Consider the following 20364-nt stretch of genomic DNA (forward strand, 5'->3'; position numbering starts at 1 on the left):
GTTGAATGCCATGTCCCACCGGCTCCCGCGCTACGCTTGCGGGGGACGGAAAGGAGAGCCATGGCCTCTACACAGAGCAGTGAGGAGCACCCGGAGCCGGCCGGTGTGGCGGATCCCTCCCCGCTGATCTGGCTGGGAGGTGGCCTGCCCCCCCGGTTCCGCTGGGTGAGCCCCGCCCTCCTCCAGGCCCTCGGTCACCCCCTGGAGGCGTGGAAGTCGCGAGGCTTCGTCTCCCAGCTCGTGCACCCGGAGGATCTCCACGGACTGCTGGAGGCCTGGGGAGCGGTGTCCAGGACGGGAGTGCCCCGGGCCCTCGAGCTCCACGGGGTCTCGGCCGAGGGAAGGCCCGTCCGCCTGGCCGTGGAGCTGAACGCCGTCGAGCCCTCGCCGGATGGGGCCGGGGAGCTCATCGGCACCGTCCGGCTCCTCGCCCCACCGCTCCAGCCCGAGGCCCCGGAGCCCACGGCCTCGAGCCTCGACGAGATGTTCCGGGAGATCACCCGCACCCAGCGCATGCACGAGGAGCTCATCGACGCCATCGACGGCATCGTCTGGGAGACGGACGCGAACTTCCGCTTCACCTTCGTCAGCAAACAGGCCGAGCGCATCCTGGGCTACCCCATCCCGCAGTGGTTGGAGGAGCCGGACTTCTGGTTGAAGCACCTGCACCCCGAGGACCGGGACTGGGCCTCCGCCTACTGCATGAAGTCCGCCCGGGAGTGCAGGGCCCACGAGTTCGAGTACCGGATGGTGGCGGCCAACGGGAGCAGCGTGTGGCTGCGGGACATCGTCACCGTCGTCTCCGAGAAGGGCGTCCCCCGCCAGCTCCGGGGCATCATGGTGGACGTCACCGCGCAGCGCCGGGCCCGGGAGGACCTGGAGCAGAGCGTCTCGCTGCTGCGCGCCACCCTGGAATCGACCGCGGACGGCGTCATCGTCCTCCAACAGGACTGGTACGTCACCGCCATCAACAAGCGCTTCCAGAAGCTCTGGAGCATCCCCGAGGCCCTGCTGGACTGCCGCGATGGCCGGGTGCTGAGCGAGCACATGCGCTCGCAGCTGGAGAACGCGGAGCAGGTCCACGAGCGGACCCAGCAGTTGCTGGCGAGCTCGGAGCAAGAAGGCGTCGACGTGCTGCGGCTCCGGGACGGGCGCGTCCTCGAGCGCTACTCGCGCCCCCAGCGGCTGGGAGACACCATCATCGGCCGCGTCTGGACATACCGGGACGTGACGGTGGAGCGCCGCGCCCAGGCGGAGAGCGAGCGGCTGCTGCGCGAGGCCCGCGAGGCCGTCCGCGTGAGGGACGACTTCCTGTCCATCGCCTCGCACGAGCTGAAGACGCCGCTCACCCCCCTCAAGCTGCACCTGCAGGTGCTGAAGCACCGGATGGCCTCCGGACAGCCCGTCCCGGCCCAGCACGTGGACAAGGCGCTCGCCCAGGTGGCGCGGCTCTCCGGGCTCATCAACGACTTGCTGGACACCTCGCGCATCCAGGCCGGACGGTTGGAGCTGCGGCACGAGCCCGTGTCCCTCGGGGCGCTCACCCAGGAGGTGCTGGCGGACCTGCGCTCGGTCAGCCCCCACCGCCTGCTCGAATACGAGGAGCCCGCCGGGCCGCTCCTCATCCAGGGCGACCGCGGCCGGCTCGCGCAGGTGCTGGTGAATCTGCTGGAGAATGCCCTCAAGTACAGCCCCACGGGCGGCACCATCCGCGTGCGCGTGGAGCGGGACGGGGCGCAGGCCCGCGTCTCGGTGTCGGACTCGGGCATCGGCATCCCCCCGGACCAGAAGGATCACCTCTTCGAGCGCTTCTTCCGGGCACGCAACGCCCCCATCTCCGGCTTCGGAGGGCTGGGGCTCGGCCTCTACATCTGCCGCGACATCGTCGAGCGCCACGGCGGCCGCATCTGGGTGGAGAGCGAGGTGGGCCACGGCTCCACGTTCCACTTCACCCTCCCGCTGTTGGAGGACGAGGCGTCCGCTACACCGCCGGAGACAGCCCCCCATCCACGTTGAGGGCCGTGCCCGTCACGTACCCGGCCCCCAGGTCCATGGCGTCCCTCCCGGCTCAGGCCGGCTGCTTCACCGCGTGCGGCCGCTTCTCGAAGGCCGCCAGCGTCTGGGCGATCTCCTGGTTCACCTGGCGCAGCAGATCCTGCTTCTCGCGGAACGGCAGGAAGGCGCTCTTGAAGCCGGACACGAGGATGGTGGTCAGGTCCTCCAGCGACAGCCCCAGCTCCTTGTGCGCCACCCACAGCTCCTTCGTCACCGTGGTGTCGGTGATGAGGCGGTTGTCGGTGTTGATCGTCACGCGCAGGCCGTAGTCGAAGTAGAACTTGAGCGGGTGCGCATCCAGGCTGGGCACCGCGCCCGTCTGCACGTTGGAGGTGGGGCACACCTCCAGGGGGATGCGGTGATCATTCACGTAGTTGAGCAGGTCTCCATCCTCGCGCAGCCGCGTGCCGTGGCCGATGCGGTGCGCGCCCAGGTAGTGGATGGCCTGGGAGATGGACTCGGGCCCGAAGGCCTCGCCCGCGTGCGCCGTGCAGTTGACGTTGTTCTTGAGGATGAGCTGGAAGGCGTCCTTGTGATCCTTGGCCGGGAAGTTCGCCTCGGCGCCCGCCAGGTCGAAGCCGATGACGCCCCGGTTCTTGTAGGCCACCGACAGCTCCGCCAGCCGCATGGACGTCTGCGGGTTGATGTGGCGGATGCCGCAGATGATGACGCCGTATTTGATGCCCGTCTCGCGCTTGGCCACCCGGAGGCCCTCGAGCACCGAGTCGATGACGGTGGTCATCTTCAGGCCCTTCTGCAGGTGCAGGGCCGGGGAGTAGCGCACCTCGAGGTAGCGCACGTTCTCGGCCGCCGCGTCCACCGCCAGCTCATAGGCCGAGCGGTAGAGGGCCTCGGCCGTCTGCAGCACCGAGAGCGTCACGTCGAAGGCCACGAGGTAGTCCTCGAGGTTCTTGCACACCTCGCCCATGTGGATGGCCTTGGCCAGGCCGTCCTCGGTGTCCGCGGGCAGCTTGACCTTCTGCTGCTCGGCCAGCTCGAGGATCGTCTTGAGACGCATGGAGCCGTCGAGGTGGCAGTGCAGGTCCGTCTTGGGGAGCGCGTGGAGCAGCTCCAGGGTGACGGGAATGGCCGGGGGCGGGGCCCAGTCGGCCCGGCGGGCGGATGAGGGAATACCAGTCGAGCTGGGGAGCTCGTCGTCGCGAATCGAAGCCATGTCGGGTTCCTTCCTTGCCAACCATCCTAGGGTCCTGAAGATCCTCCCTCAACCATGCCGCCACTCCGCCATCAGCGCCTCCTCTTACTGCTCGCCATGGCGGCGCTCATGGCTGCCTGCCGGCAGCCCACCGGCAAGCTCTTCACCTTCTCCTCTGATGCGCCGTCCCGTGCGGGGCTGGTGTCCCTGGAGGACGGTGTCCTGGTGGGCAACGAGGCCGGCCGGTTCCTCCGGTTGGACCGCCAGGGGACGGCCCTCTGGCGCGCGGAGCTGGGCCGGGAGGTGGCGGCGCGTCCGGCGGTGGCGGGGGAAAGTGTCATCGTGGGAACGGTTGGCGGGACTCTCGTCAGCCTCGCGCTCGCCGATGGCTCGGAGCGCTGGCGCCTCACCGGGCAGCCACCCGTGCTCACGCCGCTCGTCGCGGACTCCGGCTCCGTCTACGTCGTGGCCCCGGATGGGTCGGTGCGAGCACTCGCCGTGGACTCGGGCGAGGTGCGCTGGCGCCGGCTCCTGCCGTCGGGTGTCCCCCGCACCGATGCCACCCGGCCCCAGCCCGCGCCCGTGCTCGCCGGGGGGCTGGTGGTGGTGGTGCTCGGGGACGCGGGGCTGTTCGCGCTGTCACCCCAGGACGGCACCGTGCGCTGGCGCCAGCCACTGGCCCGGGTGCTCGGAATGGAGGCCCAGGGAGAGGTGCTGTACGTCTCCACCCGGAAGGGCGAGGTGCTCGCGCTCGGGCTGGCCAATGGACAGGTGCGCTGGCGGCAGACGCCCGCCTCCGCGCTCTCGAGTCCCCCGGCCTGGGCCCAGGGTCAGGTCTGGGTGGGCACGGAGGACAAGCTGCTGCTGGCCCTGTCGCCCCAGGACGGGCGCGAGTCCATCCGGCTGGCCCTGCCCGCGCCCCTCGTGACGCAGGTGATCGAGTTCCGCGAGTGGGTGCTGGTGCCCACTCGCGACAGCCAGGGCTGGTTGCTCGCGATCAAGCCTCGCGAGGGGCCTCCCGTGTTCACCTTGCGGCTGGATACGCCGCTGCTGACGCGGCCCGTGGTGCTCGGGGATCAGCTCTTCGTGCTGGGACAGGACGGGCGGGTGCTCTCGTGGCGGCTCCAGCCGCCGAAGCCGTGAGACACGGCCTCCTCTCGGCGGAGGGAAACGGCCTGGAGTGGACTTCGGTGGTAGACGTCTACCAGTGATGTAGCATTTCGCCCCACATCACTGGTAGACGTCTACCACTGAGCCGCGATAGAGGCCGCCATTCGAACTGCGAGGTGCCGCGTGCTCACCCGTCCCGTTGTCCTGAACGTGTTGGCCCTGGCCGTGCTCGTTGCGCAGTGCGCGTGTGTCACCACCGCGTCCAGCGGCAGACCGGGCGCCTACGGCTACAGCAACACGCCCGTGGGCATCGACTCCCCTTCGGCCACCTGTCGCAACAGTCTCTCCGCCTGCATCGCGCTTTACGGCAAGGAGATGGCCTCCACCACGGCTGTGCTGAAGGTGGTGATCGACGAGACGACAAGGAATTCCATTGAGGAGGAGTTGAAGAAGTGCGCCGACCTGGCTCGCTCCGAAGTGCTCCTCCGGTATCCGAAGCAATTCAAGGGCCCCGCGCCGGACGCTAGCGAGTGCAAGCAAGAAACAAAGGCCCAAGGCAGGCGCGTCACCTGGGCCATGCGGCTCGGCATCGAAATGCATGAAGTCGCCCGGAGCTGTGCCGAAGAGGCTCTGGGCAAGATGCGGCCAGGAAGATTCAGCCTGGAACAGCGCTACCGCCCTGACATGGAGACAGGAGAGAAGGAACTGGTCAGCGCCGAAGAAGAGCAAGCGCTCGAAGAATCCGGCAATGGCGGAGAGTTGAAAGGGACGCTGAAGCCCGATGTGGTCATCCACGAGGGCGACCCACTCCATGCACTCGCCGTCTATGACTTCAAGTTTCCCTGTGTGAACTCCGAATCGGTACCTGAGTGGCATCAATACCCCGATGGACATCCGTTCGCGGGGTTCAGCCAGGGGGAGATGTACCAGAATTTCATCGCCCGTCTCGTCGCTCGAATCCTTCCCCGGCTTGGAGTTGTCCGTGGCTGAGAGCTACCCTCGGATACGAATTCATACCGAGAGCGGGTACCTGCTGATCAGGGATGGCCTGGCCGTGACGTTCTTCATGCGCCATTCCCACGCGGAAATCTCGCAAGGTGTTCGTCGTTCGCTCGAGACGTACCTTCGTGCGGTTGGCCCCTCCGCGCTCTCGATGTACGCGGACGAGGAAGGTGACCACCAATCGCTTGATGATGCGGGCTGGGCACTCATCCATGGCACCCTGCAACACCCTCGCATGGCCATGGTTGACCTTTCGGGGGCGGGGAACGACCAGCAGAGCTATCGGTTCATCTATCGCGGCAGGCTCCTGGAGAGTCCGTCCCTCGAGAGCAAACCGGGCGCGGTCTCCGCTGTCTCCTTCTGGCTACCTACCGAATACCTCGAGGAGCATGGCCCTGAGCGGATACGCGAACTCGCGATGGAGATGGCCGCGCCCCTGCCCTTTTGCACTGGCTACACAGGGCTCTCCTTCAACAGCGCGACCAGGCTGGAACAGATGCAGGGAGACACTCCCAAGCTGCGCTTCCACTACCCGGGCATGGATGTTCCCGACATGAGTTGGGTCTCGTTACACATCGGAACCCAGGTGCGGGGTCCTTCCTGGCTGACCTTCCTCGGGCAGCCCGTGCTGGGAGAATTGGGCGGCGTATCCAGGCTGCGCGCCCGGTTGCGCCATCCGGAAACCACCGTCCAGGAGTTGGAGGGGGATAGGGCCGTTGTCTCCCTGGGCCCCTGGCCCGAGGCGGGCGACACCGAGCAGGGAAATGTCCTGCCCGCCTACCGCGAACTGGCGCGCGTGCTGGAACCCTGGCTCTACCATGAGCCGAAGCTCCATGCCGTCCAGAGCATGGAGGACACGCGCCGCTGGGAGCGCCGGTTCCTGGATTGACTCACGGCTCCACGGGGAGGCTGGAGACGCCACTGCTCACTGAGCCGGCGAGCGGGGAAATGATGCACACCCTCCGCAGGCAGGGACTCGACTCCCGCGCACTCAGGGCTACGGGACGACGTCCGTCGTAGAGCCATGGCCCGTTCCCCCTTCCCGGCTTCCGGGAGGCCCACCTCGAGACCCATCCCCCGGGTGGGGCCAGCGAGGCCTTCCCAAGGACCAGCGTGTTGGCACCGCGCTCGAACGCTTGCCGGTGGGCCGCAACGGGGGAGTCCCTGACCGCCAGTCCAAGACGCCGGGGCAATCCCATTGCCAGCGGAACTCCCTGGATGCATCTCCTTGTATGTCCCGCCCGCGCTACTTCCGGGTACCGTGGATCGTCCTCGGCCTCTCGCTCGCCGCGACCCTCGTGGCCGCGATGGCCACCCTGTGGCTCCTCCACAGGCAGGAGCTCAATCAATTCCACAATCAGGCGAAAGCCGCGCGCATCCGCATCGCCATGCGCATGGACTCCTTCATCCATCTCCTCGACTCCGGCGAAGGGCTGATTTCCGGGGTGAGCAACATCAGCCGGGAGACCTTTCGAGGGGTCGTCACCCAGCTCCTGGGCCAGGCGGACCCGGGGATTCAGGGGATTGGCTACTCGCTCCGGGTGCCTCCGGGGCAGGTCGCGCACGTGGAGGAGCTGGCCCGCCGCGGTGGAATCGAGGACTTCCACATCTGGCCCGCCGGTCCGCGAGACGAGTACCACACCATCTTCTTCCTCGAACCGATGAACGTCCGGAATCGTGCCGCGCTGGGCTACGACATGTTCTCCGAGCCCACACGCCGGGCCGCCATGGAGCGCGCGCGTGACACCGGACAAGCCGCGATGTCCGGCAGGGTGAGCCTGGTGCAGGAGATCGAAGGGCCTCGTCAGCCGGGCTTCCTCATCTACGTACCGGTCTATGAGGGAGGGATCACGCCCGCGACGGTCGAGGAGCGGCGCCAGAAGCTGAGCGGCTTCATCTACAGCGCCTTTCGCGCCCAGGATCTCTTCGAGAGTCTCTTCGGTGAGGCCTTCGACCTCGAGGCGGATGACCCGAAGGTGGCGGTGGCGATCTACGATGGGGCGCCGCAGGAGCGGAACCTTCTCTTCGATGAGCGCTCGTCCACTCCCGGGCTCGGAGCTCGCGGCTTCACCGAGGTCCAGGAGCTCAGGGTGGCCGGGCGCACGTGGACGGTGGTGGTCCGCGGCCTCTCCCCTTCGTACCCCGAGGGCTGGCTCGGCTGGCTTCCCGTCCTGGTGCTCGTGGGAGGTGTCTTCATCACCTTCGTCTGTTCGGGCCTCTCGTTTTCCGAGGCCAGGGCGCTGGAGTTCGCGCAACGGCAGCGGGCCGCCGCGGAAGGCCTCGCCCGCGTGGGCCTGGTGCTTGCCTCCCGGCTCGACACGCAGACCATCCTTCAGCGGATGACCGAGGAGGGCACCCTGCTCACCCGGGCGGAGGCGGGCGCCTACCTGGTGAGACAGTGTCCGGATGCACGAGGCGTGGAGGCGCTGGCGGCCGTTCCCCGTGAAGCCGCCGCCGCGCTCACGTCGGCCGTGGTGATGCCGTGGGTGGAGCGGATCTTCCAGGGCGAGCGCGTGCGCGAGGAGGATCTCCGGGCGGAGCCCTTGCTCGGCGGGAAAGGGAATGGCTGGAAGGGTGCATGGCCCGTGGTCAGCTGTCTGGGCGTCCCGGTGCGCGGGCGCAATGGGGAGACCATGGGCGCACTGCTGTTCGCGCACACCAGGCCCGGGCACTTCCGGCCGGAGCACGTGCAATGGGTGGAAGGCCTCGCGGCGCAGGCGTCCGTGGCGCTGGACAACGCGCGCCTCTACCGCGCATCACAGGACTCGGTCCGGGCGCGCGAGGAGTTCATGTCCATCGCCTCGCACGAGCTGAAGTCGCCCCTCAATGGCCTCTCGTTGCGGCTGCAGATGCTCGAGTCCATGGCCCGCTCGGGGGCGCCTCCCGAGCGGCTGCTCGCCACCATCCAGGGCGGGCGCGCTGGGGTGCAGCGGCTTGCCCGGTTGATTTCAGAGCTGATGGACATGGCGCGCATCACCGGGGGGCGGTTCCGGATCGAAAGGACGGAGACGGACCTGGGCGAGCTGGTGCGCGAGGTCTCGGAGCGGCTGGAGCCGGAGGCCCTGCGAAGCGGGAGCCAGCTGCGGCTCAGCGCCGGCGCGAATCTGACGGGCTCCTGGGACGGCATGCGGCTCGAGCAGGTCGTCACCAACCTGCTGGACAACGCCATCAAGTATGGGGCGGGGCTGCCGATCGACATCTCCGTCCACCGCGATGGGGACTGGGCGGTGCTGGAGGTGGTGGACCATGGCATCGGAATCCCTCCCGCGCGGCTGCCCAGGGTGTTCGACCGCTTCGAGCGCGCGGTCTCCGATCAACAATACACAGGCCTCGGTCTCGGGTTGTACATCTCGCGGCAGATCGTGGAGTTGCACGGAGGCACCATCCAGGTGGAGAGCCAACCCGGCGAGACGCGCTTCACCGTGAGGCTGCCCTGTGCCCCCGCGGGGGAGGAGTTGGGACGTCACCCGCCCGAGGCGGACGCGCCTCCCCCGCCATGAGCCTCCTGGCTTTCGGGGACCTGATCAGCCCGAAAACGCCCGGCGCCTGCCTCCACACCAGGCCCAGGTGAAGACATCGCCGGGAGGCTACGGCAGCACGTAGCTCGCCGTGCAGCCGGAGGCACTCGGGGCGGTCTCCAGGGCGGCGTTGCTCGGGTAGAAGCGGGCGCACGCGGCCACCTTCACCGCGGTCTGATCCGGGGTGTGCACCCACACGTTGCTCTTGAGGATGCTGCTCGGCGGGTTCTGGAGGGTGACGATGCTCGGGCCCGTCTTGTACGGGCTGCCCGTGCTGCCCGTGAGCTGGACGTAGGCGCTCATGACATCCATGTCCACCGGCGCGCCCACCGTGGTGCTGCTGCGCGCGTAATAGACAGACACGCTCTGGTTCGTCGCCGGCTGCTGGCACAGGGCGCGCCAGAGCTGGATCCGGCCGATGATCGCGCCGCTGGACGACAGGATGTCCGCCGCGCTCAGCCGCTCCGAGGGCGCGCAGCGCTGCACGGCCTCATGCTCCAGCAGGGCGATGGGGTCGCCCGAGACCGGTGCGGTGCCGTCCAGGAAGACGGGCTGGATCTCGGTGATGTGCTCCATCCCATCGGCGTGATCCCGCGAGAACCCGATGCTGATGCGGTCCGTGGTGCACGGCGCGGGGAAGCCCAGGGACACATTCTTGTCCGTGTAGCTGAGGTACTGCGGGAAATCGACGGCCTCCTGGTCGCAGAACGCGCCCACCCGGTAGGAGTAGGCCGCCGGCAGGTCCGAGTATCCCCCCACCTGGGTGCGCACCCCGGAGAGCGTCCGCTTGCCGGGGAACTGGAGGTCGATCTTCAGGCGCGCCGTGCTGTTCTCGGCGATGAGCGCGAACTCGCTGACGCTGAAGTTCCCATCGAAGAGCTCGCAGACGCCCGCCCCGCGGGTGTACGCGCCGTTGTGGTGGACGGTCACGGTGATGGGGCCATAGACGGAGTTGGGGCACTCCGTGGCCGTCGACGCATAGGTGAGTGGAGCGCTCCGCCGGGCCAGCTCCGCCGGCATGTCCTCCGCGGCGCAACCCGCGCTCAGCAAGGCCGTGGCACCCAGGATTCGCAGACCCATCTTCATGTGAGGCTCCTTTCGTGGACCGCGGGAGCGGTCCCGTGTCGAGACCCGGAAGTCATACGATGCGGGGATTCCCGGGGAGGAGGTGTCACTTCACGCCAGGGCGTGTCATTTCGCGACAGAGCCGGGTGGTAGCCTCGCGGTCACAGAGGGACACGATGGGAATGCGTCGAGAGCGGAGACATCGCTCCTCGCTCGTACGTGCCGCGTTGCTGAGGGTCGTGCAGGCGGGCGGTGGGGTGGAGGCGCTGCTGCGGGACTTCGAGCTGCCGCGCGGCGTGATGACGGAGCACGAGTGGACCATGCCCCTGCCGAGGTACCGGGAGTTCCTCGCGGCCTGCGCGGAGGCCGCGCGGGACCCGGCGCTCGGATTCCACCTGGCCACCCGGCTGCCGCGCGGCTACCTGGGCGTCTTCGAGATGAGTGCCGCCTCGGCGCCCAACCTGGAGGAGGCCGCGGCGCGATTCGTGCGCTACCTGCGGCTGCTCAGCGAGGAGCTGGAGGCCCGGCTGGAGCAGCGCGGGGATGCGTTCGCGCTGCGCCAGTGGATAGAGGGCGAGCCGCTCGGCCTGGGGCAGCACGGCAACGACTTCGTCACGGCCGCCATCCTCCGGCATGCGCGGGAGTTCACCGGGGTGCACCTCGAGCCGCTCGAGGTGAGCTTCGCGCACCCGCGCCCGGCGGACGTGAGCAGGCTCCAGGACTACTTTGGCAGGACGCTGCTGCGCTTCGACGCGGGAGAGAACACCCTGGTGGTTCGCGCCGAGCAGATGGCCCTGCCGCAGATGACGTTCAACCCGGAGCTGCTCCAGGTGCTGGACGGGCACGCGCACCGGCTCATGGCGAGCGCCTCGGAAGAAGCGCCGGACTTCCTGGCCACGGTGTCGGCGCGGATCCGCGAGAACCTGACGCACTCGCAATCCCTGCTGCCGCGGGTGGCGTGTGCCCTGGGGCTGAGCCCGAGGACACTCCAACGGCGCCTGGTGGAGCACGGGAGCTCCTTCCGCGAGCTCGTCGAGCACGTGCGCAAGGAGCTGGCGCTCTCCTCGGCGGCGCACCGCAGCGTCGGGGAGCTGGCGTTCCTGCTCGGCTACAACGAGCGGGCCAGCTTCGTGCGCGCGTTCCGGCGTTGGACGGGCACCACCGTGGGCGAGTACCGCGAGCGGCACGGGTAGCCAGGGCCCTACGCGGACCCCCGGTCTCCGCGCTGGCGCAGCTCGCTCCACGCTTGATTGAGCTTGCGCGTCTCCTCCGCGGCCAGCGCCTGGAGCTTCGGCCCCAGCTGCGCCACCTTGTCCGGGTGGTACTGGGTGATGAGGGCCAGGTAGACCCGCTTCACCTCGGCCAGGGGCGTGCCCGGAGCCACGCCGAGCACCTCCCAGGGGCTGCTGGGGGCGGGCCTCGCGGCGGCGGGCGGCTCGGGCGCTTCGGGCGCTTCGGCCTCGGGGGCTTCTTCCTCCACGAGCGGGCTGGCCCCGAGCTCCTCCGCGCACGCCGTGCACAGCAACAGCTCACGGGCAGCCGGGCTGGCACCCTTCACCGAGTAGTCGCCGAAGCAGTCGCCACACACCATCCGGCGGCAGTGCTCGCAGCGCGCGGCGCAGTCGACCTGATCGAGCGAGGCCGCGCACGAGAAGCACTCCTCGGGCAGCGGAGCCTCCTCGCCGCACGCGGTGCAGAAGGCCCAGGTGGGCTCGAGCTTCGCCTCACACCCCACGCACACGGGCGCCCCCTCCTCGGGGGAGGGCCGCCAGCGCTGCGCCGTGGCACACCAGGGGCAGTACGGCATCAGCCAGGCCACCTTGCCCTCGCACCTGCGGGAGCGGCAGTCGAAGTCGAGCGCATAGCCCTCGGCGGAGTCCCGGGCTTCGTTCTCCTCCTCGAAGGACTCGCCGCAGGCCCAGCAGGCGTTGAAGGCCTCGTGCGAGGGCGCTCCGCACGCGTCGCACAGGGGGTTGCCGTGCTCGGCCTCCCATTCCAGCTCCAGGCCGCAGGAGGGGCAGCACCGCATCCACCGGACCGCCTGAGGGTGCGTGCAGGCCGCCTGCGCCGCCCGCCTGCGCCGGCCCGGAGGTTCGGGGAAGGACGGCGTCCCGCCGCGAGCCGCGAGCGCATCCCACAGGCAGCTGGCACAAGAGCCCGAGCGCAGGCAGTGCTGGCACACCTCGTCCCCACAGAGCCCGCAGCGGCCCGCGAGCCGCCGGCCCCCCAGGCCCAGCAGGGCGGGCGTCAGGACCTCCAGGCAGCACGGGCACGCGGACATGGGCGCAGTATAAGCGTCACCCCGGCAGCAAGAAGCGGGCGATGACTCGCTTCAGGCCCACCGAGCCACCGAAGTCCACCGTCACCTTCGCGTTGGGTCCGCTGCCGTCCGCCGAGATGATCTTCCCCATGCCGAACTGCTCGTGGCGCACCCGCATCCCGCGCACGTCCCCGCCCACGCCGTCCATGTCCGACGCCTGCGAGTAGGTCCGGTCGATCCGCGGTCCATCGTCCTCCTCCGCCCAGTTCCGCTTGCGCGTCATCATCGGCGAGGACTTCGGCGCGGGTGTCTCCAGCTCCTGCTCCGCGAAGCCGAAGAGCGACTGCGGCACCTCCCGCAGGAAGCGCGAGGGCGGGTTGTAGCGCAGCTCGCCGAACAACGAGCGGCACTGCGCCAGGCTCACGAACAGCCGCTTCCGCGCGCGCGTGAAGCCCACGTAGCAGAGCCGCCGCTCCTCGGCCATCTCCTCCCCGTCCGGGTCATCCGCCGCCAGCGAGCGCGAGTGCGGAAAGACTCCGTCCTCCATCCCCGTGATGAACACCGCGTCGAACTCGAGCCCCTTCGCCGCGTGCAGCGTCATCAACGCCACCCGGCCCTCTCCCACGTCCGCGTCCGCCTCGCCCACCAGGCTGATCTGCTCCAGGAACGCGTTCAGCGCCGGCACGTCCGCCGTCAGCGGCGAGGAGTCCAGCCCCTCCTCCTCCGGCTCCGGCTGCTTCGCGTCCGTGGCCGCCGCCACCGCCGCCGCCGCACGGTTCAGGTCGAACTCCTGCGCCGCGCCCAGGAACTCGCGCAGGTTCTCCGCCCGCGTCAGCGACTCGTCACTGCCCTCCGTGACGAGCGACTCCACCAACCGCGACTCCTTCAACATCTGGTCCACCGCGCTCGCCGCGTCCTTCGCTTCCTGCGCGCACGCATGCAGCGAGGACACCACCGCGTGGAACCCCGTCAGCCGCTTCACCGCCGCCGTGTTGAGCCCCGGAATCCGCTCGGGCGCCGCCGTGGCCTCGTACAGGCTCACCCCCGCCTGGTTCGCCCAGTCCTGCAGCCGCTCCACCGTCGTGTCGCCAATGCCTCGCGCCGGCGTGTTGATGATGCGCAGCAGGTCCGCGTCCGAGCGCGGATTCACCATCAGCCTCAAGTAGGCCGCCGCGTCCCGCACCTCGGCCCGATCGTAGAAGCTCCGTCCGCTCACCAGCGTGTACGGCACCCGCGCCAGCCGCAGCGCCTCTTCCAGCACGCGGCTCTGCGCGTTGGTGCGGTAGAAGACCGCCATCCCCGAGTACTTGATGAAGCCCTCGCGCTGCAGCTCGTGGATGCGGCGCGCCACGTCCTGGGCCTCGGCGCGCTCGTCCCGGTTCATCAGCAGCACCAGGTTCTCGCCCTTGGGCCGGTCGCTCCACAGCTTCTTCGGCATGCGCCGCGTGTTGCGCGCGATGACCGCGTGCGCCGCGTCCAGGATGTTCTGGTCCGAGCGGTAGTTCTGCTCCAGCTTCACCACCCGCGCGCCCGCGTATGACTCCGGGAAGCCGATGATGTTGTCCACGCTCGCCCCGCGCCAGCGGTAGATGGACTGGTCGTCATCGCCCACCACCACCAGGTTGGGCCGCCGCTCCGGGGGCGCCAGCAGCCGCAGCAGCTCGGCCTGCACCGGGTTGGTGTCCTGGAACTCGTCCACCAGGATGTGCTGGAAGCGCCGCCGGTACTGCTCCGCCACGTCCGGGCGCTTGCGGAAGAGCGCCACCAGCAGCAACAGCAGATCGCCGAAGTCCACCGCGTTCGCCGCGCGCAGCAGCCGCTGGTAGACGGGGTAGGTCTTCTTCACCACCTGCCCACGCAGGTCTTCCAGCTCCACCTCCATGTCCTCCGGGAGGCGGCCCGAGTTCTTCTCCTGGTCGATGCGGTGGAGGATCTCCCGCGGCTGCATGATGGGGTCCACGCGGGCCTCGCGGATGGCGCGCTTGACGAGCTGGAGCTGATCGCCATCGTCGTAGATGACGAACGAGGGCGTGAGTCCCCCCACCACCGTCTCCAGCGACTTGTCCGCCGCCACCAGGGGATCCCTCAGCACCCGGCGCAGAATCATGGACGCCGAGGAGTGGAAGGTGCTCACCACCAGATCGTTCGCCCGGCCCCCGAGCAGGTGGACGAGGCGCTCCCGCATCTCGCGGGCGGCCTTGTTGGTGAAGGTGACGGCCAGGATGCGCCAGGGGTAGACGTCGCGCACCTCGACCAGGTGGGCCACCCGGCGGGTGATGACGCGCGTCTTGCCACTGCCCGCCCCCGACAGCACGAGGAGCGGGCCATCCCCATGCAGGACTGCTTCCTTCTGGGGATCGTTCAGGTCTTTGAGGAGTTCGTCGGCGTTCAAGGCAAGGTGCTTTTCTAGAGGCAAACCTTGCTTCTAACGAGTTTCCGTCCATCTGGAAGGACGTTCCACGCAGGGGCTCGCCCGCCCGTCCTCCGAGGGAGTCTTCCCGAGGGCCCTCAGCACCCGCAGTCGCAGTTCTCCACCACGGCGCCGGCCAGCTCGGAGCCGTCCTCGTGCAGCAGCCGCACCGCCTGCGCGGGCCAGGACTCCTGCACCAGCAGCTCCACCTTCCCGTCCCCCTCCAGGTCCAGGACGCCCACCACGTCCTCGCCCGCCAGCGCCTTCGCCGTCAGCGCCCGCGCCCCTCCGCCGCCCGGCTCCAGCACCACGGCCCGCGTCACCTGCCGGTTGTAGTCCCCCCCACACATCGTGTTGCCCTCGCCCGTGCGGAAGCGCGCCACCGTGAAGACGGCGGACGTGCTCCCGGAGGCATAGCGGAAGGACTTCACCTCCTCGCTCAGCCGCTCCTGCACCAGCTCCGCCTGGAGGGAGCCCTCGGAGCGCAGCGCGGCGAAACGCTCGGAGCGCCGGAGCGCCTGCTCCTCGGCCGCCAGCACCTCCGAGGGTGGCCCCTCACCGGCCGCGAAGAACACCGGCGCCTTCGTTCCCGCGGGCAGCGCGAACGCCACCGCGTCCGGAGCCACCGCGCAGTCCAGCTCGGCGAAGGCCCAGGGCCGTCCACAGCCCGGTGCCTCGGGAGGCGGCTCCTGCTGGAAGTAGCCGGCGTGCGGCACGCCCCGGTTGATCCACGCGAAGCCCTTCACCGCGCACCCCGCCTGGAGCAGCCCGGCCGCGCCGTAGACGTCCACCGTCTCCCCCTTCACGAAGAGGCCCATGGGGTCCTCCTCGACAGCGGCCATCCACACGCTCCGGCGCACGTCCACCGGCTCGAGCACGATGCTCGTCCTCGCCTCGCCCAGCAGCATGAAGGTGCGCCCGGCATGCGACTCCACGAAGCGCGGCACCGTCCGCCGGGTCAGCGCCTCGGCCCGGGCCGCTTGGGCCTCGGACTCGACCAGGCAGGTGAGGTCCTTGCGCTCCCGCTCGGGCTCCAGCGGCCCGGCGTTCTTCACGTAGGCCACCACTCGCGCCTGGGAGAGTTGCTCGCGGAAGCCCTCCGCCTCCGCCCGGGTGTCGAACACCTTCGCCACCAGCACCTCCAGGCACGGGCGCAGCTCCTTGAAGGCGTTGGTGGACAGCCGCAGGGGCTCCGCGACCAGCCCCGTCGCCTTCAGCGCTTGCAGCACCCCACTCCCCTCCCCGGGCGTGGACGAGGAGTGGACGATGACCAGCCACTTCTTCGCGTAGCGTGCTTCCAGCGGGGGAGGAGCCACACCCGGAGTGGAGGCCTCCGGCGTCCCGGCATCCGGGGCCACCTGGGCCTGGACGGGCTCGGGCTCGGACGTCGCACAGCCCCGCGACTCCGAGCATCCCCAGACAGCCAGCAGGACAAGGACGAGCAGACGCGGCAGGCGAGGCATGGACGACGTTCTACCAGTAGAGTCGCGCCCATGTCCGACGCCGATGCCCGTCCCACCCAGGAGCAGCTGGATCGCTACGCCGAACAGTTCAGTCAGAGTCAGACCATGCGCCTGCTCGGTCTACGGCTGAGCTTTCCGCGGGGTGACAAGGTGGTCGTCACCCTGCCCGAGGTCCGTGCCGAGCACCTCGGAGGCCTGGGCACCCATGCCATCAACGGCGGCATCATCTCCGCCATGTTCGACTACGCCATCGGCTGCACCCCCGCCCTGGTGGACCCCACCCGCCGCTGCGCCACCGTGCAGCTGTCCGTCAGCTTCGAGCGGCCCCTCCGGGGCACCGCCATCCGCGCCGAGGCCACCATCGACAGCTTCGGCACCTCCACCCTCTTCGCCTCCGCCCGGATGTACGACGACAAGGGGCAGGTGTGTGCCCGCTGCCAGGGCGTGGTCAAGGTGTCCCAGATGAAGTGGGCCTCCGGAGAGAGCCCGGCCGTCAACTGAGCCCACCCGGGCCCCCCTTCCCTCCCCTCCGATATGTCCACCGGCACGGGACGTTTCCCAGGCACCGGGCAGCAGCGAGACCCCGGCGGGCCCGTGGAAGCCCGGGAAGACACGATGGGTGTGGCCTTGGTGCAACCAGTTCGCGGCGGGGTGCGACAGTCGGCGCTACCGGAGCGCCGGGGGCCTCTCCGTGGCCGACTCCCTCGACGTGTGCGGACTGGCGCTCAGCAAAAATCCGCCGCCGCTGCCCCTGGTGGCCGCCTTCCTCGCCAATGACTTCTCCCAGCCACCGCGCGCCATCCAGCAATAGCCCGGCGTGCCCCTGGCGCCCACGCGCGGGTTGTGCTGAGCATCCGCGCATGGACACGCAAACACGCACCGCGCTCGTGGCTGGCGCGAGCGGGCTCGTCGGAGGACTCCTCCTCGACGCGCTGCTCGAGGACCCGCGGTACCGGGAAGTGCACTCCCTGGGCCGCCGGCCGCTGCCCCGGCAGAATCCGAAGCTCGTCCAGCACACGGTGGACTTCGCCCGGCTCGGGGAGGAGACCCTGCCCGCCGCACAGGACGCCTTCTGCTGCCTGGGCACCACCATCAAGAAGGCCGGCGGCCAGGAGGCCTTCCGCGCCGTGGACCATGACGCCGTGCTGGCCTTCGCGAGTGCCGCGAAGAAGGCCGGTGTGCGGCGCTTCCTCGTGGTGACGGCGCTCGGCGCGGATGCGCGCTCGCGCGTCTTCTACAACCGCGTGAAGGGCGAGACGGAGGAACACCTCAAGGGAATGGGCTTCGAGTCCCTCGTCATCCTCCAACCCTCGCTGCTGCTCGGGGATCGCGCCGAGAGCCGTCCAGTAGAGCGCGCGTCCATCGTTGCCTCGCGGATGCTCGCGCCTCTGCTGCGCCCGCTGGCGAGCCGTCCCATCGAGGCCCGCACCGTCGCACGGGCCATGCTCGCCCTGGCGCACTCGGCGTCCCAGGGCGTGAAGGTGGCTCCGTCGGGAGAGTTGCAGCAGTTCGGCCGGTAAGGCGACCTGCAACGGTTCTCATCCGTCATGAAGCCCCTCCAGGAACGCCTGGAAGCTGTTCGCGACGGAGAGAATGGACAGTTCGCTGGTCACGAGGACGACCCTGGGCGAGTCAGGAGCAGTCCTGAAATCGAAGCACAGGTACTCGCCGCCGGGGGTTCTCCCAAAGGGGAAGATTCCTGGCGGCAGATGGGGCCCGAGCACCTCGTGGACTCGCATGACCGAGTACGACTCCCGCCCCTCGATGGGAGTGATGGTCAGGAGGTCGTTGAAGACATCCTCGGCTCCACCGACGTCGAAGACACAAGGCTCGGGGGCCATACCCTGGTAACGGCAGACGAGCTGTTTGTAGGTTTCAGGCAGCCTCACCCCCCATGCCTGCTCGACAGGCATGAGCCTACCGACGTCAATGGGATGAGGCTCGTCTCGGAGATAGGGCTTCCAGCGAATCTCCATGGTCAACGGCCTCCCCCCCAGATGGCCATCCCTCCTGTATGGGAATTGGCCAGCAAGTGGTCTCCATCCGGCACGAGTTGCATCCTTCCAACGTCTTGGTGGTGATGCCATGCGTAGCCATCGGGCGCCCGGACGGAAGTCCCAAGGCCCTCGATGCTGCTCCGGGAAAGACCAAGCTCCCGTGCCAGAGAAGGATCCTCCTCGATTGCCTGGAGAAGCTTCTGGTTCGCGGCTCTGTAGTGCCCCGGCCGCGAGCGACTGCCGATGTGGATGTCGTCCAGAAGGGTCTCGAACTTCGTCTTGAACTCGGGGAAGCCATTCTCGTCGAAGCGGATGGTCCGCTGCCCGTCGGTGACGGACTGCCCAGCGCGATTGCGGCCCAGGTTGGTGATGGGCTCTGGAGGACTCCTCGACCCCTTGTAGGGCACAATCCTTCCATCTTCGGTGAACCGGGGCTTGCGCCAGGACTCCACGGATTGGATCCGGTGCTTGTTCTCGCGAGGAACTGCAGCCTGGGAAGCCTCTTCGTCGTAGCGAGAGCCACCGCCATCACCCGTGGACACCGTGGCCAGAGCATTGGGGGCGAAGGACGCGATGATACCAGCCTCGGAGAGCGCTATCGCCCGTGCCCGGAGGAGAACCAGGAAGCTGGCTCCAGCTTCCAATTCGGCGAGGGCAGGCAAGCCCGGTCCCGGCGGACGCATCATGGCGGCGTGACTGGTGGAACCGAGCGCCATGGTAGTCAGCATCACGAGCACGCGCGCCGTCTGTGTACCTATCAACGCACCAAAGCGCTCACCGGCCGCACGAAGCTGAGCGAAGGAGCGTGCCCGCAGCGCATCGGCCCTCATCTGCCGCCAGCCGTCGAGCAGACTCTTGACCGTATCCATTCCCAGATACGCCACCATCCAGGCGGTGAGGGTGATCACAATGGCTTTCGAGACAGGCTCGGGCAGGACCAGGAGCGTGAGATACGCCGTCAGTGAAGAGATGACCGCATTGTAAAGTTGAGCAGGGTCCAGGATGCCCTGAACAGCGGAATGGGCTCCGGCCCACACTCCGTCCACGGCAAAGGAAAGGGCCATGTCCACTTTCTCGTCAGGGCCCAGGGAGAGCCCCTCCTCGGGCGAGGAAAGGCAGTCACCGGGACGGCGGGTGCACCAGCTCTGGTACTCACTGACGAGAGCGGCTTGCTCACCGTTGGAGAGAGGAGGTGCCCAGGAGAGCGTCAACCTGGGCAACAGGGGACGCAGGGGAGTGGACAATCCGGCCGCCAGTCTGGCCATGGCCAGTTCGAAGTGGGCTTGAGACACCTCCACGGAGGCACGGCGAGGCAGCAGTGGCAACGCGAAGAGCCGGCCCTGACCGTCATCCAGAAAGACCCTCGGTGTGTTGATGACCTCGCAGGAGGCGACTGGCGATGCGTCCCCCGCGAGACCTCTACGTACACGTCGCCCGTCATCCGTGGCGCAGGCCATGGCCAGCAGGAGCACGACCAGAGGCCAGACCTTCACTCCACGTGAGGGCCTCCTGGAACGAGTCAGGAGAGGAACCGATACAAGGGCCTCCCTATCGGGCATCTTCCGTTTATCTCGGCTGGCGGGCATCGAAAGAAGATGATGCCTTGAACGAGCACCCGAGGAAACCAGCGGACCGAGCCCATGTGCGCGCTGGGCAATGACGCCATCCTGGACTTCACGGACACCCAAGAGGGCAGGTGCAACAGCTCGGCCGAGGCTAATGACGCCCCAACTCCCTGTCCCAGGCGTATAACTGCCCGTTCACCGCGTATTTGTCGGCGCTGGAGATGGACTCGAACTTCTCCAGGGGAAGCACGGAGAGGCGCTCGCGCAGGAAGTCCGGATCACGGAGCACCTCGCGGTGTTTGAGATCGGTGTTCGCCTCCACCACGACAGGCATCACCCGGATCACGGCCTCCAGGCAGTCCTCTCGGGTAGCGCGAGCCATGCGCTCCACCGTCAGGGCCATGTGCTCGCGGACCGAGGCAGGGCCTCCGGGGCACCATGCCTCCAGGGTCTTGCGGTAGATATCCTCCATGAACTCTTCCAGCGTGTACTTCTTCCCGGGCCAGAACGCATAGCGAGGGCCCTGGAGCATGTCCCAGAAGCGGAGCACCGAGGCGAGCCGTTTGGCCACGCGCTCCGCACTCCGCGGCGGGGACGGAGACACAGCATAATGGAGGGCGCCCCAAGGGCAGGATTGATCCAAAGTCCGTAGGAGAGGTTTTGAAGAGGGGGAGAGCAAGTCCAGACAATCTCAGGCAAAGAGGGGGCATCCCTCCGGACGGCGCTTGAAAGAAGGGCGCCGTGGAAGGACAGCAGTGAGGTGCAC

At 68.6% G+C, this 20364-nt stretch carries 16 protein-coding genes; 8 read left to right on the forward strand and 8 right to left on the reverse strand.

Features of this window, described 5'->3' with window-relative positions:
* Positions 1-60: 60 nt before the first annotated feature.
* Positions 61-2016 carry a PAS domain-containing sensor histidine kinase gene (locus tag VFZ09_RS49540; RefSeq protein ID WP_329734864.1) on the forward strand — a complete coding sequence of 652 codons (1956 nt, stop codon included), beginning with the start codon at positions 61-63 and terminating at the stop codon, positions 2014-2016.
* A 52-nt stretch (positions 2017-2068) separates the two neighbouring features.
* Here the strand turns inward: VFZ09_RS49540 and add are convergent, their stop codons facing one another.
* Positions 2069-3229: an adenosine deaminase gene (gene add / locus VFZ09_RS49545; RefSeq protein ID WP_329734865.1), complete on the reverse strand. Its 1161-nt coding sequence runs from the start codon at positions 3227-3229 to the stop codon at positions 2069-2071.
* 108 nt (positions 3230-3337) lie between these two features.
* On the opposite strand from add, the gene VFZ09_RS49550 reads away from it, so the two are divergent.
* The 4 genes from VFZ09_RS49550 to VFZ09_RS49565 all read left to right on the forward strand — a co-directional run bounded on the left by VFZ09_RS49550 (position 3338) and on the right by VFZ09_RS49565 (position 8820).
* Entirely contained in the window at positions 3338-4351 is a 1014-nt protein-coding gene (locus VFZ09_RS49550) for a PQQ-binding-like beta-propeller repeat protein (RefSeq protein WP_329734866.1), read from the forward strand.
* Between the two features lie 150 nt (positions 4352-4501).
* Positions 4502-5308 (forward strand): hypothetical protein, encoded by an 807-nt coding sequence (locus VFZ09_RS49555; RefSeq protein WP_329734867.1) that lies wholly within the window; start codon positions 4502-4504, stop codon positions 5306-5308.
* Positions 5301-6209: a DUF3396 domain-containing protein gene (locus VFZ09_RS49560; RefSeq protein ID WP_329734868.1), complete on the forward strand. Its 909-nt coding sequence runs from the start codon at positions 5301-5303 to the stop codon at positions 6207-6209. The genes VFZ09_RS49555 and VFZ09_RS49560 overlap by 8 nt, the downstream gene beginning before the upstream one ends.
* Positions 6210-6552: 343 nt before the next feature.
* On the forward strand, positions 6553-8820 hold the full coding sequence (locus VFZ09_RS49565; protein ID WP_329734869.1) for a CHASE domain-containing sensor histidine kinase: 2268 nt from the start codon (positions 6553-6555) through the stop codon (positions 8818-8820).
* Positions 8821-8907: 87 nt separating this feature from the next.
* On the opposite strand, the gene VFZ09_RS49570 is transcribed toward VFZ09_RS49565, so the two are convergent.
* Positions 8908-9924: a hypothetical protein gene (locus VFZ09_RS49570; RefSeq protein WP_329734870.1), complete on the reverse strand. Its 1017-nt coding sequence runs from the start codon at positions 9922-9924 to the stop codon at positions 8908-8910.
* A 155-nt stretch (positions 9925-10079) separates the two neighbouring features.
* Between VFZ09_RS49570 and VFZ09_RS49575 the strand changes: the two genes are divergently transcribed.
* On the forward strand, positions 10080-11096 hold the full coding sequence (locus tag VFZ09_RS49575; protein WP_329734871.1) for an AraC family transcriptional regulator: 1017 nt from the start codon (positions 10080-10082) through the stop codon (positions 11094-11096).
* An 8-nt stretch (positions 11097-11104) separates the two neighbouring features.
* Here VFZ09_RS49575 and VFZ09_RS49580 read toward each other — a convergent pair whose 3' ends face one another.
* The 3 genes from VFZ09_RS49580 to VFZ09_RS49590 form a co-directional block, all read right to left on the reverse strand.
* Positions 11105-12184, reverse strand: coding sequence for a J domain-containing protein (locus VFZ09_RS49580; RefSeq protein WP_329734872.1), 1080 nt, complete (start codon positions 12182-12184; stop codon positions 11105-11107).
* Between the two features lie 16 nt (positions 12185-12200).
* A complete protein-coding gene (locus VFZ09_RS49585; RefSeq protein WP_329734873.1) occupies positions 12201-14555 on the reverse strand; it encodes an ATP-dependent helicase in 2355 nt (784 codons plus the stop codon).
* 116 nt (positions 14556-14671) lie between these two features.
* Positions 14672-16036 (reverse strand): hypothetical protein, encoded by a 1365-nt coding sequence (locus VFZ09_RS49590; RefSeq protein WP_329734874.1) that lies wholly within the window; start codon positions 16034-16036, stop codon positions 14672-14674.
* 30 nt (positions 16037-16066) lie between these two features.
* On the opposite strand from VFZ09_RS49590, the gene VFZ09_RS49595 reads away from it, so the two are divergent.
* Both VFZ09_RS49595 and VFZ09_RS49600 read left to right on the forward strand, forming a co-directional pair.
* On the forward strand, positions 16067-16537 hold the full coding sequence (locus VFZ09_RS49595) for a PaaI family thioesterase (RefSeq protein WP_329734875.1): 471 nt from the start codon (positions 16067-16069) through the stop codon (positions 16535-16537).
* Positions 16538-16896: 359 nt separating this feature from the next.
* Complete coding sequence (locus VFZ09_RS49600; protein WP_329734876.1) at positions 16897-17556, forward strand: oxidoreductase; 660 nt, start codon at positions 16897-16899, stop codon at positions 17554-17556.
* 18 nt (positions 17557-17574) lie between these two features.
* Here VFZ09_RS49600 and VFZ09_RS49605 read toward each other — a convergent pair whose 3' ends face one another.
* The 3 genes from VFZ09_RS49605 to VFZ09_RS49615 all read right to left on the reverse strand — a co-directional run bounded on the left by VFZ09_RS49605 (position 17575) and on the right by VFZ09_RS49615 (position 20169).
* On the reverse strand, positions 17575-18012 hold the full coding sequence (locus tag VFZ09_RS49605) for an SMI1/KNR4 family protein (RefSeq protein WP_329734877.1): 438 nt from the start codon (positions 18010-18012) through the stop codon (positions 17575-17577).
* A 2-nt stretch (positions 18013-18014) separates the two neighbouring features.
* Positions 18015-19526: an HNH endonuclease gene (locus tag VFZ09_RS49610; RefSeq protein WP_329734878.1), complete on the reverse strand. Its 1512-nt coding sequence runs from the start codon at positions 19524-19526 to the stop codon at positions 18015-18017.
* Between the two features lie 223 nt (positions 19527-19749).
* The gene (locus VFZ09_RS49615) at positions 19750-20169 is read right to left on the reverse strand and encodes a hypothetical protein (protein ID WP_329734879.1); all 420 of its coding nucleotides are present in this window, start codon (positions 20167-20169) and stop codon (positions 19750-19752) included.
* Between the last annotated feature and the right edge of the window lie 195 nt (positions 20170-20364).

The sequence above is a fragment of the Archangium sp. genome (genome assembly GCF_036277355.1).
Taxonomy (GTDB): Bacteria; Myxococcota; Myxococcia; order Myxococcales; family Myxococcaceae; genus Archangium.